Source organism: Ruegeria sp. O4 (genome assembly GCF_056535125.1).
On record NZ_JBQERO010000018.1, the window covers coordinates 55,777 to 70,208 of the forward strand.

The 14,432-nt window shown below is 56.3% G+C and carries 14 protein-coding genes; 4 read left to right on the forward strand and 10 right to left on the reverse strand.

Features of this window, described 5'->3' with window-relative positions; translation table 11 throughout:
• Nucleotides 1-25: 25 nt before the first annotated feature.
• The 3 genes from msrA to ACR0J7_RS16790 form a co-directional block, all read right to left on the reverse strand.
• Entirely contained in the window at nt 26-538 is a 513-nt protein-coding gene (gene msrA, locus ACR0J7_RS16780) for a peptide-methionine (S)-S-oxide reductase MsrA (RefSeq protein ID WP_209598908.1), read from the reverse strand.
• Nucleotides 535-984, reverse strand: a complete 450-nt coding sequence (gene msrB, locus ACR0J7_RS16785) for a peptide-methionine (R)-S-oxide reductase MsrB (RefSeq protein WP_267363147.1) — start codon at nt 982-984, stop codon at nt 535-537. Before msrB ends, msrA begins: the two co-directional genes overlap by 4 nt.
• Nucleotides 985-1,109: 125 nt before the next feature.
• Nucleotides 1,110-1,994 carry a DMT family transporter gene (locus tag ACR0J7_RS16790; protein ID WP_480898523.1) on the reverse strand — a complete coding sequence of 295 codons (885 nt, stop codon included), beginning with the start codon at nt 1,992-1,994 and terminating at the stop codon, nt 1,110-1,112.
• A 182-nt stretch (nt 1,995-2,176) separates the two neighbouring features.
• Between ACR0J7_RS16790 and ACR0J7_RS16795 the strand changes: the two genes are divergently transcribed.
• The gene (locus ACR0J7_RS16795; RefSeq protein ID WP_480915028.1) at nt 2,177-3,373 is read left to right on the forward strand and encodes a BCCT family transporter; all 1,197 of its coding nucleotides are present in this window, start codon (nt 2,177-2,179) and stop codon (nt 3,371-3,373) included.
• Between the two features lie 98 nt (nt 3,374-3,471).
• Here ACR0J7_RS16795 and ACR0J7_RS16800 read toward each other — a convergent pair whose 3' ends face one another.
• From ACR0J7_RS16800 to ACR0J7_RS16820, 5 genes are all read right to left on the reverse strand, one after another.
• A complete protein-coding gene (locus ACR0J7_RS16800; protein ID WP_480487088.1) occupies nt 3,472-3,945 on the reverse strand; it encodes a GNAT family N-acetyltransferase in 474 nt (157 codons plus the stop codon).
• A 216-nt stretch (nt 3,946-4,161) separates the two neighbouring features.
• Complete coding sequence (locus tag ACR0J7_RS16805) at nt 4,162-4,449, reverse strand: HU family DNA-binding protein (protein WP_117871130.1); 288 nt, start codon at nt 4,447-4,449, stop codon at nt 4,162-4,164.
• Nucleotides 4,450-4,579: 130 nt separating this feature from the next.
• Nucleotides 4,580-6,043 carry an AMP nucleosidase gene (locus ACR0J7_RS16810; protein ID WP_480915021.1) on the reverse strand — a complete coding sequence of 488 codons (1,464 nt, stop codon included), beginning with the start codon at nt 6,041-6,043 and terminating at the stop codon, nt 4,580-4,582.
• Nucleotides 6,040-7,842, reverse strand: coding sequence for an adenine deaminase (gene ade / locus ACR0J7_RS16815; protein WP_480915023.1), 1,803 nt, complete (start codon nt 7,840-7,842; stop codon nt 6,040-6,042). Before ade ends, ACR0J7_RS16810 begins: the two co-directional genes overlap by 4 nt.
• A gap of 140 nt (nt 7,843-7,982) precedes the next feature.
• A complete protein-coding gene (locus ACR0J7_RS16820; protein WP_480898515.1) occupies nt 7,983-8,852 on the reverse strand; it encodes a LysR family transcriptional regulator in 870 nt (289 codons plus the stop codon).
• A gap of 114 nt (nt 8,853-8,966) precedes the next feature.
• Between ACR0J7_RS16820 and ACR0J7_RS16825 the strand changes: the two genes are divergently transcribed.
• Nucleotides 8,967-9,722, forward strand: a complete 756-nt coding sequence (locus ACR0J7_RS16825) for a class II aldolase and adducin N-terminal domain-containing protein (RefSeq protein WP_480898513.1) — start codon at nt 8,967-8,969, stop codon at nt 9,720-9,722.
• 21 nt (nt 9,723-9,743) lie between these two features.
• Complete coding sequence (locus ACR0J7_RS16830) at nt 9,744-10,733, forward strand: sterol desaturase family protein (RefSeq protein WP_480547266.1); 990 nt, start codon at nt 9,744-9,746, stop codon at nt 10,731-10,733.
• Between the two features lie 22 nt (nt 10,734-10,755).
• Here the strand turns inward: ACR0J7_RS16830 and ACR0J7_RS16835 are convergent, their stop codons facing one another.
• Entirely contained in the window at nt 10,756-11,388 is a 633-nt protein-coding gene (locus tag ACR0J7_RS16835; protein WP_209598901.1) for a class I SAM-dependent DNA methyltransferase, read from the reverse strand.
• A gap of 87 nt (nt 11,389-11,475) precedes the next feature.
• Between ACR0J7_RS16835 and ACR0J7_RS16840 the strand changes: the two genes are divergently transcribed.
• On the forward strand, nt 11,476-12,321 hold the full coding sequence (locus ACR0J7_RS16840; RefSeq protein ID WP_480623270.1) for an SDR family oxidoreductase: 846 nt from the start codon (nt 11,476-11,478) through the stop codon (nt 12,319-12,321).
• Nucleotides 12,322-12,326: 5 nt separating this feature from the next.
• Here ACR0J7_RS16840 and ACR0J7_RS16845 read toward each other — a convergent pair whose 3' ends face one another.
• Entirely contained in the window at nt 12,327-13,946 is a 1,620-nt protein-coding gene (locus tag ACR0J7_RS16845; protein WP_480915026.1) for a GMC family oxidoreductase, read from the reverse strand.
• Between the last annotated feature and the right edge of the window lie 486 nt (nt 13,947-14,432).

The following is a 14,432-nucleotide window of genomic DNA, read 5'->3' on the forward strand; positions in this document are numbered from 1 at the left end:
TCAGAGGGGCCGGGCAGGTGGTGCATTATTCTGCGGCGCTGGCACGTTTGGGAAGAACCCAGTCCTGGCGCGGGAAGTGGCAGGTATATCCGTTCGGGATACGCTCAAGATAATCCTGATGCTCGGGTTCGGCCTCCCAGAAATCGCCGACGGGTTCGACTTCGGTTACGACTTTTCCCGGCCACAAGCCGCTGGCATTCACGTCTGCGATTGTATCCAGGGCGGTTGCTCTTTGGGCTTCATCGACGTGGTAAATCGCGGAACGATAGCTCATGCCTCGGTCGTTGCCTTGTCGATTCACCGTGGTCGGGTCGTGAATCTGGAAGAAAAATTCCAGCAGGTCGCGGTAACTGATTAGCGATGGGTCAAACCAGATTTCGATCCCTTCGGCGTGGGTGCCGTGGTTGCGATAGGTGGCGTTGGGCACATCGCCTCCGGTATAGCCCACCCGAGTTCGCAAGACGCCTGGCAGCTTGCGGATCAGGTCCTGCATACCCCAAAAGCAGCCTCCGGCCAGTACAGCACGTTGTTCAGTCATTGGATTTCCTCCACGTGGATCAGGAATTCGGCGTAACCTTCAGCCTCCATCTCATCCCGATGGATGAACCTGAGCGAGGCCGAGTTGATGCAATATCGCAGGCCGCCATGTTCTCGCGGGCCGTCGGGGAAGACATGCCCCAGATGGCTGTCGCCGTGTTTCGAGCGAACCTCGGTCCGGATCATACCATGTGTCGTGTCGCGAAACTCTTCCACATGCTCATGGATGATCGGCTTGGTAAAGCTGGGCCAGCCACATCCGGATTCGTATTTGTGGGTCGAAGCAAACAGCGGTTCGCCTGACACGATGTCCACGTAGATACCCGGTTCCTTGTTCCCCAAATACTTGCCTGTCCCCGGCCGTTCGGTGCCGTTGCGTTGGGTGACGTGAAATTCTTCGGGCGAAAGCGCCGCAATAACCGTGGGGTCTTTGGTGTAGCGTGTCATGGATCCTCCGGCTGATTTGACGTTTGTGCCATTATCTGGGGGCTGCCGTACAGAAAGCAAAGCGATATTTCAAAGCGCTCTCACAGTCGTGCAGTCGGTCAGACGCAAACACGTAGGTCCTTGCGTTAGGCCGAAGTCGTTTTGCCGGCAGGTTGGCGTGACAGCTGAACAGCAAGAATACCCAATGTCGTGACTGTAACGCCAATTGCGTCCATCGCGCCCAGTTTCTCGCCCAACAATATGGCCGCAATCGTGACACCGAATACCGGATTCAAAAAATGGAACGTGGCTGCGCGGATTGCGCCGATGCGATCCAGAAGAAGGAACCAGATCAGCGTGGCTAGCAGCCCAGGAAACAGGGTTGTGTAAGTGAACGCCAAGGCCAGTGGCAGCGTCGGGTGGATGAAAATGGTCTCAAAGATCGGCGCGGCCACGAACAACATGGCTGAGCCTACAAGCATCTGTAGACCCACGACCATCATGAAGTTACCGCCCGAAGTCGCGCCGCGAACCGCGAGGGTGGCAAAGGTCAGCGCCAAAGCTCCGATGCCGCATAGCGCGACGCCGAAAATGTCGACACCAGCACTGATCCGGCTGCTCATGATCAGGGCGACGCCAGTGAATCCGGCAAACAATCCCAAAATCCCGAGAGGGCGCAGTTTCTCGCCAAAAATCAGCCACCCTGCCAGCGCCACCAGCAAGGGCATTGTGGACGCGATAATCGCCGCGACCGAGGCTTCAACCGTCTGCATCGCGTAAAAATTCAGACCCAAATAAAGGGCATTTTGGCAAGTTCCGAACAGGATCGTTGCCCGCCATTGGTTCCGGGTCAGGTGCCAACTTTGCCCCATCGCCCGGGCAATCAGAACCCCCAGACCCCCTGAGATCAAAAACCGCAGAGCCAACGAAAACAAAGGAGAGGCGTCTGCCACGATGATCCGCGCCGAGGTAAAGGCAGACGACCAGATCAGGGCAAAAGTAAGCCCCATGGCTATGGCGCGCAGATCCATGGAGACCCCCTGTCACTTTGCGCGGACTGTCCCCGATTTTCCGATGGGTCGCAAGCGCTGCGCGTCAAAAAAGACACATCCGTGATGCAACGAAAGTCACAAGGATGTTTTTATTGATTGACTGAACAATTAAAGTTATCGGCTCCGGGATCTGACATATCAAGGGAGGGTTGTCGGTGCTTCTGGAGTACATTCTATCTTTTGGCGTTCTGCTGGCGTTGGGCCTAGTCGCGTTCTTCGTAGTGAAGTGGTGGAACCTGCGCTGCGTTGGCGTTACACCTGTCCACCTTTTCACGTTCATCGCGATCCTGTTTACGTCCGGTCTGGATGTTGGCCTGATCATGTTCCCGCTGACAGAATTTGGTGGCTATGCCGAAGATCCGGCCTATGCCTTTGCCAATCCACTGGCGATCGAGTTCGGTTTCTGGGGATTTCTGATCTGGGCGTTTTACTTCCTGACAGCCTTCTATTTCTGCGTGATCGAACCCCGCGTGAACTTCTTTGAGATTCCGCTGGTCAAGCTGATCAACAACGTCGTCATCATCGGCACCTGCGCCTTTACCGCCAGCCTGTTCCTGATCTACCTGCCTGGCTACCTGCCAGAGGTCGGAGATGGAGAATCTGTCGTTACCACCTTCTACGTCATCGTGTTTGTGGTCATTCTGGCGGCGGCATACTCGTCGACCGATTTGAAATATGTGCGCATCCTGTCGGTCGGTTCGACCTTTCTGTTCCTTGCACTGATTCTGGGTATGTGGGCGGCCGCTGGCATGGGAATGACCGGGTTTATCGAGACCGGCAGTAACATTGGTGCCTATTTCGCCAATGTGCACAAATTTGTCCTGCCGCTGACCGATTATCATGCCTTCTACTTGTTCTGGTGGTTTGCGTGGTCAATCATGATTGGCCAGTTTACTTCGCGCTTTGTGGGCGGTTTGAAAACCTGGCAGCTGCTGGCGGCGTTGTTGATCTTCCCGTCGATCCCGCTGGGGATTTGGTTCACCGTTCTCTACTACTATCACCTGAACGGCTTCAGCACCGCAGGCATCACCAATATCGCGATGGTAATCGTGGGCGTGACCTTTGTGATCAACTCGCTGGACTCGCTGATTAGGCTCTATACGGACAACCTGAACATGACCGCTGAGCGGTTCGGCAAGGCGACCTATGTCGCTGGCAACGTCGCGCTGCTGTTTGTGCTGACGCTGCTGTTCCAGAGTCAGTGGTTGCAAATCCAGTGGATCGGAGCCGTCGTAGTCGCTCTCTACCTGGCTTGCGTGGTCTATATCCTGGTCACCAAGCGCAAAGAGGTGATGAGTATCGACGCCATGCCGGAAGATCGCGATCTGGACTTCCACAAGGTTGAGACGATTCACTGATTGCTTGAAGCTAGGGTACCAAAAGCGGGTCTCGACATCGGGGCCCGCAACTCTTTTTAGGGGCTGCCCGATCCGGCCCTCATTCCTTGCCGTACACTTCAGTTCGTGTCGAGACGATATTTGAGGAAACTGTGGCCAGCGTAGTCTACTTGCCCAACAAAATAAGCGCCGAGTTTGGTCATTGCGCGCAGTTTCGTGCGTGAAGGCGGCAGCAAGAATGTCACGAACGGAATACGATTGTCCTGCTTTGCGAATGCGATGGCCTGACGTGCTATCTTTGCACCCAGTCCAAATGCACCGGGCTTCAAGACCAACCCGAAATCCCACTCTTCACCTTCTTTTTGAAATCCGCCCCATCCCACATAATGTCCGCGGTGCAGAATTGCCCAATGACCTAGGCCGTCCCGCGCCCAACACGACTCTTTCGCGTGAATGAAACCGGCGACTGTTTCCTCGTCCCAATCCTGCGTCAGGAGAGGCATGTGTTCGGCAAGAATTGGATTTCTCATATGCGCCAGTATCTCAGGTGCTGAGACGAGGGGCAGTCGCGTGAAGGTTATATCCTGTTCCATGGAACTGGGATTTAGCGGGCCAAGCAGGAAATCAAAGGGTTGTCCGTAAAAAACGTGCCAAGGACAACCGGTGTTGGATTGTAGCCCATATTTACAGTCTGAATAAGAACTCTGATGCCTTAGGACACATTTGCGCAGGCTTTAAAATGTGAAGCTCAGGCACAAAAAAGGGGCCGCGTAACCGCCACCCCTTTACATGGTTCCAAGCGCTTGAGATCAGCCGTTCACGCTGTCTTTCAGTGCTTTCGCGATGGTCATTTTCACAACCTTGTCGGCTTCTTTGGTGAAGGTTTCACCGGTTGCCGGGTTGCGGACCTGACGCTCGGGGCGTTCGCGGCAGTAGATTTTGCCGACGCCAGGCAGGGTCACTGCACCACCTGCGGAAACTTCGCGTGTGATCAGGCCGGTGATGGCCTCAAGCGCAGAGTTCGCGGATTTCTTATCGGTTCCCATTTCCTCAGCGAGAGCAGCAACCAGCTGAGTCTTTGTCATAGGTTTTGCCATTTCTTGGTCTCCTTAACGTGCCCGATCTATAGGGCCTCACCGCGTAACTGTAACGGGATATTGTGGCCAAACACAACGAATAGTAGCGCAGAAACCCCTAAAAATATGGGGAAAACGTTGCTTTTTTGCGTCAGAGGAAGGCAGTTTCGTCGAAGGAACGCAATTTCCGGCTGTGCAAACGCTCCAACGGCATGCCGCGCAGGTGCTCCATAGCGCGTATCCCGATCATCAAATGACGCCCGACCTGAGTGGTATAAAAGGACGACGCCATGCCCGGCAGCTTCAGTTCACCGTGCAGGGGTTTGTCCGACACGCACAGCAAAGTTCCGTAAGGAACGCGAAAGCGATAGCCGTTCGCGGCGATGGTGGCGCTTTCCATATCCAGCGCGATGGCCCGCGACTGGCTGAGGCGCTGAACCGGTCCGGATTGATCGCGCAGTTCCCAGTTGCGATTGTCGACCGATGCAACTGTTCCCGTCCGCATGATCCGCTTCAGTTCATACCCTTCCAGCTCGGTCACTTCGGCCACGGCGCGTTCCAGCGCGACCTGAACCTCGGCCAGGGGCGGGATGGGCACCCAGACCGGCAGGTCATCATCCAGAACCTTGTCATCACGTAGATATGCATGGGCCAGAACGAAATCACCCAATGCCTGTGTGTTGCGCAACCCGGCGCAATGGCCAACCATCAGCCACGCGTGCGGGCGCAGAACCGCGATATGGTCGGTTGCTGTTTTGGCATTCGACGGGCCGACACCGATGTTCACCAAAGTAAGACCCGAACCATCTTCACGCTTCAGATGATAGGTTGGCATTTGCGGCAGTTTCAGCGGTTGCTCGATTTCTGCGTCCGGCTCCGTGATCTCAACATTCCCGGTCGAGACAAAGCTGGTATACCCGCTGCTGGGATCAGCCAACTGCTCACGGGCGTAGTTTTCGAATTCCGAAACATAGAACTGATAGTTCGTGAACAGAACGTGATTCTGAAAATGCCGGGCATCTGTCGCTGTGTAATGTGCCAGTCGCGCAAGTGAATAATCGACCCGCTGGGCAGTAAACAATGACAAAGGCCCGACGGCGTCTTCATTTTCATGCACACCGTTGACGATGTCGTCATTCGTGGTGGTCAGATCCGGCACGTCAAACACGTCACGCAGGGTGAAAGCAGCCGCACCCTGATGCGGCACAACCAGATCTGACGTATTAGCCACGGCAAAATGCACCGGAATCGGTGTGTCCGACGCTGCAATCGTCACCGGTTGGTCATGATTCTTGATCAACAGGGCAATCTGCTGGGTCAGGTAGGATCGGAACAAATCCGGGCGCGTCACGGTTGTAGCGTGAACGCCGGGCTCTGACACATGTCCAAAACTCAGGCGGCTGTCGACTTGTGCATAGGTCGATGTCTTTATGCGAATCTCTGGGTAATAGGCTCTGTATCTGGCAGTTGGCGCACCATCTTGCAGTACCTTCGAGAAGCTGTCGCACAGAAATTCCGTTGCTTGAGTGTAAAGCTCCTCCAGTCGCGCAACTGCGGCTGCGGGATCGGTGAACTGTTCTGGCGAAAGGGCTTCAGGTGTCAGGAGTGTCGTCATGCCAAGGGTTCCAGAAGATCAACTTTTTCGAATGTGCGCACGTCAACCAGCCCGAGATCAGAAATCCTGAGTTCCGGTATGACGACCAACGCCAGCAGCGAATGTTGCATATACGCGTTGTTCAGATTGCAGCCACATTCCTGCATGGCCTGAACCATCCTGTCCGCCTTGGCCGCAACTTCGGCGGCCGGGCTGTCGGACATTAGACCGGCAATGGGAAGTTCGACCATCGCCAGTTCCTGGCCGTCCCTAAAGATCGTGATACCGCCACCCACCTCGGCCAGTCGATTCGCGGCCAGCGCCATCTGTTCACGGTCGGTGCCGACGACGATCATGTGGTGACTGTCATGCGCCACGGTCGAGGCCATGGCCATTTTTCCCTGATATCCAAACCCCGAGACAAAGGCGTTGGTGACGCCCCCTGTCGCCTGGTGTCGTTCGACCAGTGATATCTGGCATACGTCACCCTCACCTTCAACAAGCCCGCCAATAATCGGCAATTCGGCTTTCAGCGCTTTTGTGGGGGCCTGGTTTTCTACCACGCCAATGACGTTGGCCCTTACCTTGTTTGCGCCCGTCGGCGCCGCGATCTCAAAATCGGACGCGGCCAGTTCCTGCTTCAGATGAACGGTGCGACGTGCCTTGTCGGGCCAGTTCAGATGGGGGCAATCAACCTTGATCACCCCGTTTTCCGCAACAACCTTCCCGCGCGCTATGACCAGTTCGACCGGCAATTCGGTCAGGTCAGAGCTGAGGATGATATCCGCCCGTCGTCCCGGCGTGACCGATCCGATCTCGCGTTCTAGACCGAAATGCGTGGCGGTGTTGATCGTCGCCATCTGCACGGCCACAAGCGGGTCACAGCCGCAGGCAATCGCGTGGCGCACGACGCGGTTCATATGCCCATCATTGACCAGCGTGGCAGAGTGGCAGTCATCCGTGCACAGGATGAAATTGCGCGCATCCAGACCTTTTTCGGTGACCGCGGTAATCTGGCTTTCAATGTCATACCAGGCCGAACCCAACCGCATCATCGACCGCATTCCCTGACGGACCCGTGCGATGGCATCCGCTTCGCAGGTGCCTTCGTGGTCATCGGCAGGTCCACCAGCCACATAAGCCGCGAAATCAGGCCCTAAATCAGGGGATGCGTAATGTCCGCCGACGACCTTGCCTGCCCGCTGCGTGGCCGCAATCTCGGCCAGCATTTTGGGATCTCCGTGAATCACGCCGGGGAAGTTCATCATTTCCCCCAAGCCGATGATCCCGGGCCAATTCATTGCCTCGGCCACGTCTTCGGGGGTGATTTCATAGCCTGTCGTCTCTAACCCCGGTGCAGAGGGCGCGCAGGACGGCATCTGAGTGAAGATGTTGACCGGCTGCATCATTGCTTCGTCATGCATCATGCGCACACCGTCCAGCCCCAACACATTGGCGATCTCGTGCGGGTCGGTGAACATACTGGTTGTGCCATGGGGGATAACTGCGCGGGCAAACTCGGCAGGGGTCAGCATCCCCGATTCGATGTGCATATGCGCGTCGCATAAGCCGGGCAGGATAAAGCGGCCTTGCGCGTCGATAACCTGTGTCTCTGGTCCGGTACAATGCGAGGCGTCGGGACCGACAAATGCAATACGGCCTGCAGCGATTGCAACTGAATGGTTCGGCAGCAGTTCGCGGCTGTGCACATTTACCCAAGTCCCACCCTTTATTACCGTATCTGCTGCCTCACGTCCGGCAGCAACTGCGATCAATCGGGGGGCGACATCGGGCCAAGTTGGGAAGGGTGTGTTTTCCATGGCTCAACTTTCACGAATGCGCGCGCGGGTGCAACCCCGGTTCTTTACTACTGCCGACGGATCACAATTCTGCAAATCTGCCCGACCCGGTCGTCGAAAGCTGACATAGGCGCTGACAGCGCGCAGGAACCCGCCCGGGTTTACGTTTCGGACCCGAATTCTCGTCGTATCCAGTTCGCAAAGGTAACCGCTCCGGGCGTGTCCTCGGCCTGAGGGGAGAGCAGCAGATAATACGCCTCGGGCATCGGGGCGCGATGCTCAAATGGTGCGACTAGTCGTCCCTGATCGATCAAATGACCTGCGATGGTGTCATGGGCCAGGCACAGGCCACCTCCGGCCATCGCAGCTGACAAACAAACCAGATAGGTTGTCGCGTAGGTAATAGGCGGATTCTGCCAATTCAGAGCCTGATCTTCAGCCCACGTCGCCCAGTTGGTCAACAGGTTGGAACAGTCAAACAGAGGTTTTTCCTGAAGGTCATGCAGGCACACCTGATACCCCGGAGCACAGACGGGATAGTAATATTCAGAGCGCAGCATCTCTGTCCGGGTTGTATCTGAGGGTCGAAGGGAATACCGGATCTCGACTGCTGCGCCTTCAGCCATCTCGCGCGGTTCCCACAGCTCGGTGAAGATGTTCAGCTGAACATCCGGGTGTTCAGCCTGAAATAATGGCAGACGCGGGGCCAGCCAGTTCACGGCAAAACTGATGTTGCACTGCACCTGGACCGCATTCTGTTGCGCGCCAGTTACCGCCTGAGTGCCCCGTATCAGTGTTCGAAACGCCTCGCGCACCACCGGCAAATAGGTGATTCCGGCCTCTGTCAGCTCAAGCGCCTTCGGGCGTCGCAGGAACAGTGGCTGACCCAGATGGCCTTCCAGTGATTTGATCTGCTGACTGACCGCACTTTGCGTCATGTTCAGATCCCGCGCCGCACCGGTGAATGACAGATGGCGGGCTGCGGCTTCGAATGTGCGCAGCCAGCCAAGCGGGGGAAGCTTGTTTTGCATCGGCATAACTCCGGCATAAGTTCAGCTAATGGGATAGTTGCGTTTTTTTCGTTGGTCAAATTGCCGGACCAAATGCAGGCTTTGGTCATTCGAAGATATCAAAGGACGCATCACATGAGTCTCACCAACCTTCGCCCCAATATCGATCATTGGTCAGAACGTGTGGACATGGCTGCAACCTTTCGCTGGACAGCCCGGCTGAATATGCATGAAGCCGTTGCCAACCATTTCAGTCTTGCTGTGAACAAAGACGGGACGCAGTTCCTTATGAACCCCAATCAGGCGCATTTCTCGCGTATTCGCGCGTCTGATCTGTTGTTGTTGGACGCCAACGATCCGGATGTGATGTCCCAACCCGGTGCACCTGATCCCACGGCCTGGGGCCTGCACGGTTCGATCCATCGCCACTGCCCGCACGCGCGTTGCGTCATGCATGTGCATTCGATTTTCGCAACTGTTCTGGCCTCACTGGCCGACAGTACGCTTCCGCCAATCGATCAGAACACCGCGACCTTCTACAACCGCTACGTTGTTGACGAAGAATTTGGCGGGTTGGCTTTTGAAAGCGAAGGAGAGCGGTGCGCCGGGATGCTGGCTGATCCGAAGAAGAAGGTCATGATCATGGGCAACCACGGGGTTCTGATTACGGGCAGTGACCCTGCAGATACCTTTAACAGGCTCTACTATTTCGAGCGCGCTGCCGAAACATACATCCGGGCACTGCAAACAGGCCTGCCCCTGCGGGTGCTGTCGGATGAGATTGCAGAGAAAACAGCGCAGGAACTGGACGACTACCCCGATCAGGCGGAAGCGCATCTTCGAGCGATCAAGGAAATACTTGATGCAGAAGGCTCGGATTACGCAACCTGAATGCAAGACAGAGTGACCAACATGCGAGATTCCACGCAGGACCCCGAAGCTGCCCGCTGGCATTACCACCCCGACGGGCCAGTGGGCCTCAACCCGCTGTTCAGTTGGCCACCACGTCCGGCGGCCGTGCTAAAATGGTACAGCGGCGCGTGGTTGCAAATCACCGCCCTGACCCTGTGCATGACCTTGGCCGTCATCGCTTATGCGTTCTTTTTCCCTGCATTAGAGACGATGAAAAGCTTTGCACCCGGGTGGATGTTCCGGATCTGGCTGCTGAACATGGTACCGCAAACTCTGGTGGCAGGAAGCCTGCACTGGTGGCTGTACATGCGCAAAGGGCAGGGGATGTACAAAAAGTTTGATCGCAGGGACCTGACACGGGACAACGGAACATTCACATTCCGCAATCAGGTTTGGGATAACATCTGGTGGACGCTGGGCAGCGCCATGACGGTGGCGACCATTTACCAGTGGGTCATCTTCTGGGCGATGGCAAATGGCTGGGTTCCGACGATTACCTGGGCCAGCTCGCCGGTGTGGTTCGTGGTTTGGATGTTGTTTATTCCCATGTGGTCCGGTCTGCATTTTTACTGGGTGCACCGGCTGGAACATCATCCCAGGCTTTATAAACATGTGCACGCGGTCCATCACCGTAATGTCAATACCGGGCCATGGTCAGGGATTTCGAATCACTGGTATGAAAACATGCTGTATTTCACGACGTATTTCATCCACCTGATCGTGCCTTCCCATCCGCTGCATGTGTTGTTTCACAGCTCGTTCCAGCAGGTCAGCCCGATACTGTCCCATTCTGGGTTCGAGAAGCTAAAGGCCGGTGAGACCGAAGCCGCGCGGGCGGGCGACTTTTTTCACCAGCTCCACCACAGGTATTTCGAGTGCAACTACGGCACATCCGAAATTCCGTTCGACAAGTGGTTTGGCACCTATCACGATGGCTCAGCCGAGGCGACGACACGCACGAGGGCCTACAAAAAGCAGATGTATACCTGACGCGGCTGGTTCTGTCCGGGGACTAAACCCGTTCGAACAATGCAATGAAGGCCGTGTCATCCTTATTGGGTCCTGCAGCAAGATCGCCATAGATGCGAACCTCGGGCAGGGTCAGGTTGCGGATCTGGTCCTGTTCCAGTTCGTGCAGCTTACCCTTGAAGCCCATCTTTTCGAAATGGCGGGCGTTTATTGACAGGGCGAACGTAGCGCCTGACCGTGCAACTCGAAGCAGCGCAGGCAACACTTCGGGACCCAGATGACCGTGTGTGAACGTGCCAGATGACACGATGCCGGAATAGCTGTCTGGCGGAACCGGGATGCCATGGGTCAGGTCAGCCTCGATCGCGTCCCGGTAGATGTCCTTGCGCATAGCCTGTTCCAGCATCTCCGAACTGATATCCGTGGCATCAATCGGCCCAACACCAAGCCCAGACAACACCGCGCCACACAGGCCCGTTCCCGCACCGACGTCCAGAACCGGCCCCTGACCGCCCGCGCCCACAAACGCCCGCGCGGTATGGATATGAAGCTGATAATCCTCACGCGCGGCAAAGCTGTCGTCATAGTCCCCGGCCCATTCCGCATAAAGGCGTTTGTTTTCGTCCGGAGAGCTCAGCGCGTAGGCAGAATGCAGGTCTGGTTTCTTTTTGCTCATATCCACAGAAAGGCGCATCAGAAGATTCGATTCAAGTGCGTCCATGCGGCGCTTGCATCCCGATGCGCTGAAGCCCATCAACGGTGCATGACCAAGACACTCTTCTCATTTGGCCACGGCTATTCTGCGCAGGCCCTTTCCCGAATTCTTGCCCCGAAAGGCTGGCAGATTTTTGGCACCACACGAGATGGCGAAGGCACAGATGCGATACGTGCCTCTGGCGCGGACCCGCTGATCTGGCCCGGTGAGGTTCCAAATCTGGATCGGGTGACGCATTTGCTGATCTCAACGGCACCGGGCGAGGCGGGCGATCCGGTACTGGCGGCGCTGGGCGACGAGATCCGAAAACGGGCAAGTCAGTTCACTTGGGTGGGTTATTTATCGACAACAGCTGTTTATGGCGATCACCAGGGCGGCTGGGTTGACGAAGACACCCCGCCAACACCGACCGCCAAGCGTGGAAAGTGGCGCATGCTGGCTGAAGAGCAATGGGCGGCTGTGCCGGGCCTGCCTGTTCACATCTTCCGTCTGGCAGGGATATACGGCCCAGGTCGTGGGCCGTTCTCTAAGCTCACACGCGGTGGGCTGCGGCGCATCATCAAGCCGGGGCAAGTGTTTTCGCGTATCCACGTGGATGACATTGCGCAGGTTCTGCAAGCTTCGATGACAAGGCCGAATCCGGGCAGTGTTTACAATGTCTGCGACGATGAGCCTGTCCCGCCACAAGATGTCATCGGGTATGCCGCCGAGTTGCAGGGGCTTCCTCTGCCCCCGGCGGTTTCATTTGACGAGGCCGATCTGACACCGATGGCGCGCAGTTTTTATAACGAGAACAAACGCGTCCGAAACGACCGGATCAAGGATGAGTTGGGTGTCGAATTGATCTACCCGAACTACCGGGTGGGGTTGGAGGCGCTGATGAAGGACCGGTAGGTTCTTTACTGCGCGGCTGCCTTAATCATGTCCGAGGCTTTTTCCGCGATCATTATTGTTGGCGCGTTTGTGTTTCCCGACACCAGTGTTGGCATCACCGACGCATCAACTACACGCAGCCCCTCAATCCCCCGCACCCGAAGTTCGGGATCCACAACCGCCAGATCGTCGGTACCCATCTTGCAGGTGCCGACCGGGTGATAGATCGTATCGGCGCGGGCGCGGATATGCCCCTCCCAATCGGCGTCAGATTTGGCTGTATCGGTTCCGAACATCTCTTTATGCCGATATTTGGCCAAAGCTGGCGCTTGCAGGATGTCTCGCGTCATTCGCGCGCCTTTGATCATGGTGTCCAGATCGCGTGCATCTGCAAGAAATCCCGGGTCGATGACAGGCATTGCCATTGGGTCGGCGCTGCTCAGGCCAACGGTTCCCCGGCTTTCCGGGCGAAGCTTGCAGATATGACAGCTGTACCCGTAACCGTAATGCAGTTTGCGGGCGTGATCATCGACCATTGCGATGGTGAAATGCAGCTGGATATCCGGGCGCTCCAGCTCGGGTGAGGTTTTCAGAAACGCCGCCCCTTCGGCAAACGGTGTGGCCGCCATCGACACACCGGTCTTGCGCCACTGATGGATGTGCTTCAGCAGTCGCATTGCCGCTGTTGCGCCGATCCCAAAGTTGTTCGTGTCTTTGGTCCGGTAGGTCAGCGTAAAGTCGAGGTGGTCCTGCAGGTTCCGCCCTACACCCGGTAGTTCGTTGAGAACAGCGATCCCGTGCGGTTCAAGATCAGCGCTTGCTCCAATCCCAGAGATTTGCAGCAGCTGCGGTGTTTTTAATGCTCCCGCGCACAGCAGAACTTCGCGAGTGGCGGTAACGGTGGTGTCTGCCTCTTTGCCTTTGACCCTGAAAACAACGCCAGTTGCGCGCTTACCCTGAAAGACCAGCCCTTTCGCGTGGGCATGTGTAATGATCGTCAGGTTCGGACGGTTGGCAATCGGGAACAGGTAACCCGCAGCCGCCGAGCACCGCTCTCCGTTCTTTGTCGGGTCATGAAACTGCGTTACCTGATACAGCCCGACACCTTCGTTATCGCCTCGGTTGAAATCTTCAGTATGACGGTGTTGGAGTTGCCGCGCGGCTTCAATGAACGCGCGGGTGATCGGGCGAGGTTCTTTTTGCTGTGACACCTGTAACGGGCCCTTGTCACCATGCCAGCTGTCTGCGCCAAGCTCATTGTTCTCGGACCGTTTGAAATACGGCAATACGCTGTCCCAATCCCAACCGTCGCAGCCCTGATCGGCCCACCCATCGTAATCCTGCCGCTGACCCCGGACATAAAGCATCGCGTTGATCGCGCTCGAACCACCCAGTGCTTTGCCGCGGGGTTGATACCCCCGGCGTCCGTTCAGCCCGCGTTGCGGTATGGTTTCAAAAGCCCAGTTGTTGATTTTGGGTCGTCCCGGAAGGGCTGCCACGACAGCTGCCGGCACCCTGACAGTCAGGCCGTTTCCGTTCCCACCTGCTTCGAGCAGGCAAACGCGTGAAGCCGGGTTCTCGCTGAGGCGGTTTGCAAGAACGGATCCTGCCGAACCGCCGCCCACGATGATATAGTCGAACTCCATGCTGGCTTCCCTACTATCAGAACCATTATTGTGCCGGTCCGCTGTTCGCCATCCGAGCCAGGCTCACCTGAGACTGCGTCAATTGAGTAAAAAAACAATTGTGACCTGAAGTCAGTTTCCAAGTGTTCTTCGACATTCAGCGAAACGGTACGCCCGCGTCGATCGAGTGACTCAAGACGGATATCGATGTCGTCGTTTGCTGACGGGGTCGACGATTCCAGCCAAAGTGCAGATTTCACCCTCTTCTTCTGATGAGCCTGCACCTGAAATGGCCGATGGGAATCACGAAATATCTAAATAACCTATTGATTTACAACACTTAAACGAGAGAATAGTGAGAAATGTGAAGTTTTTTCAAAATGGGGGTTGCAGGTCGGAAGCCTAATCCGTAAATACCCCTTCACCGGCGCAACTGAGGTTGGCCTGACGGACTGGAAAGACGGTTGAGACGCACCGGAGAGACGGTGGGCATCTGAGGTTGAGGTT

What these genes read in the sequence shown, in the direction of transcription:
- msrA (WP_209598908.1), bottom strand. Translation starts at nt 538, where the DNA reads ATGACTGAACAACGTGCTGTACTGGCCGGAGGCTGCTTTTGGGGTATG.
- msrB (WP_267363147.1), bottom strand. Translation starts at nt 984, where the DNA reads ATGACACGCTACACCAAAGACCCCACGGTTATTGCGGCGCTTTCGCCC.
- ACR0J7_RS16790 (WP_480898523.1), bottom strand. Translation starts at nt 1,994, where the DNA reads ATGGATCTGCGCGCCATAGCCATGGGGCTTACTTTTGCCCTGATCTGG.
- ACR0J7_RS16800 (WP_480487088.1), bottom strand. Translation starts at nt 3,945, where the DNA reads ATGGAACAGGATATAACCTTCACGCGACTGCCCCTCGTCTCAGCACCT.
- ACR0J7_RS16805 (WP_117871130.1), bottom strand. Translation starts at nt 4,449, where the DNA reads ATGGCAAAACCTATGACAAAGACTCAGCTGGTTGCTGCTCTCGCTGAG.
- ACR0J7_RS16810 (WP_480915021.1), bottom strand. Translation starts at nt 6,043, where the DNA reads ATGACGACACTCCTGACACCTGAAGCCCTTTCGCCAGAACAGTTCACC.
- ade (WP_480915023.1), bottom strand. Translation starts at nt 7,842, where the DNA reads ATGGAAAACACACCCTTCCCAACTTGGCCCGATGTCGCCCCCCGATTG.
- ACR0J7_RS16820 (WP_480898515.1), bottom strand. Translation starts at nt 8,852, where the DNA reads ATGCAAAACAAGCTTCCCCCGCTTGGCTGGCTGCGCACATTCGAAGCC.
- ACR0J7_RS16825 (WP_480898513.1), top strand. Translation starts at nt 8,967, where the DNA reads ATGAGTCTCACCAACCTTCGCCCCAATATCGATCATTGGTCAGAACGT.
- ACR0J7_RS16830 (WP_480547266.1), top strand. Translation starts at nt 9,744, where the DNA reads ATGCGAGATTCCACGCAGGACCCCGAAGCTGCCCGCTGGCATTACCAC.
- ACR0J7_RS16835 (WP_209598901.1), bottom strand. Translation starts at nt 11,388, where the DNA reads ATGAGCAAAAAGAAACCAGACCTGCATTCTGCCTACGCGCTGAGCTCT.
- ACR0J7_RS16840 (WP_480623270.1), top strand. Translation starts at nt 11,476, where the DNA reads ATGACCAAGACACTCTTCTCATTTGGCCACGGCTATTCTGCGCAGGCC.
- ACR0J7_RS16845 (WP_480915026.1), bottom strand. Translation starts at nt 13,946, where the DNA reads ATGGAGTTCGACTATATCATCGTGGGCGGCGGTTCGGCAGGATCCGTT.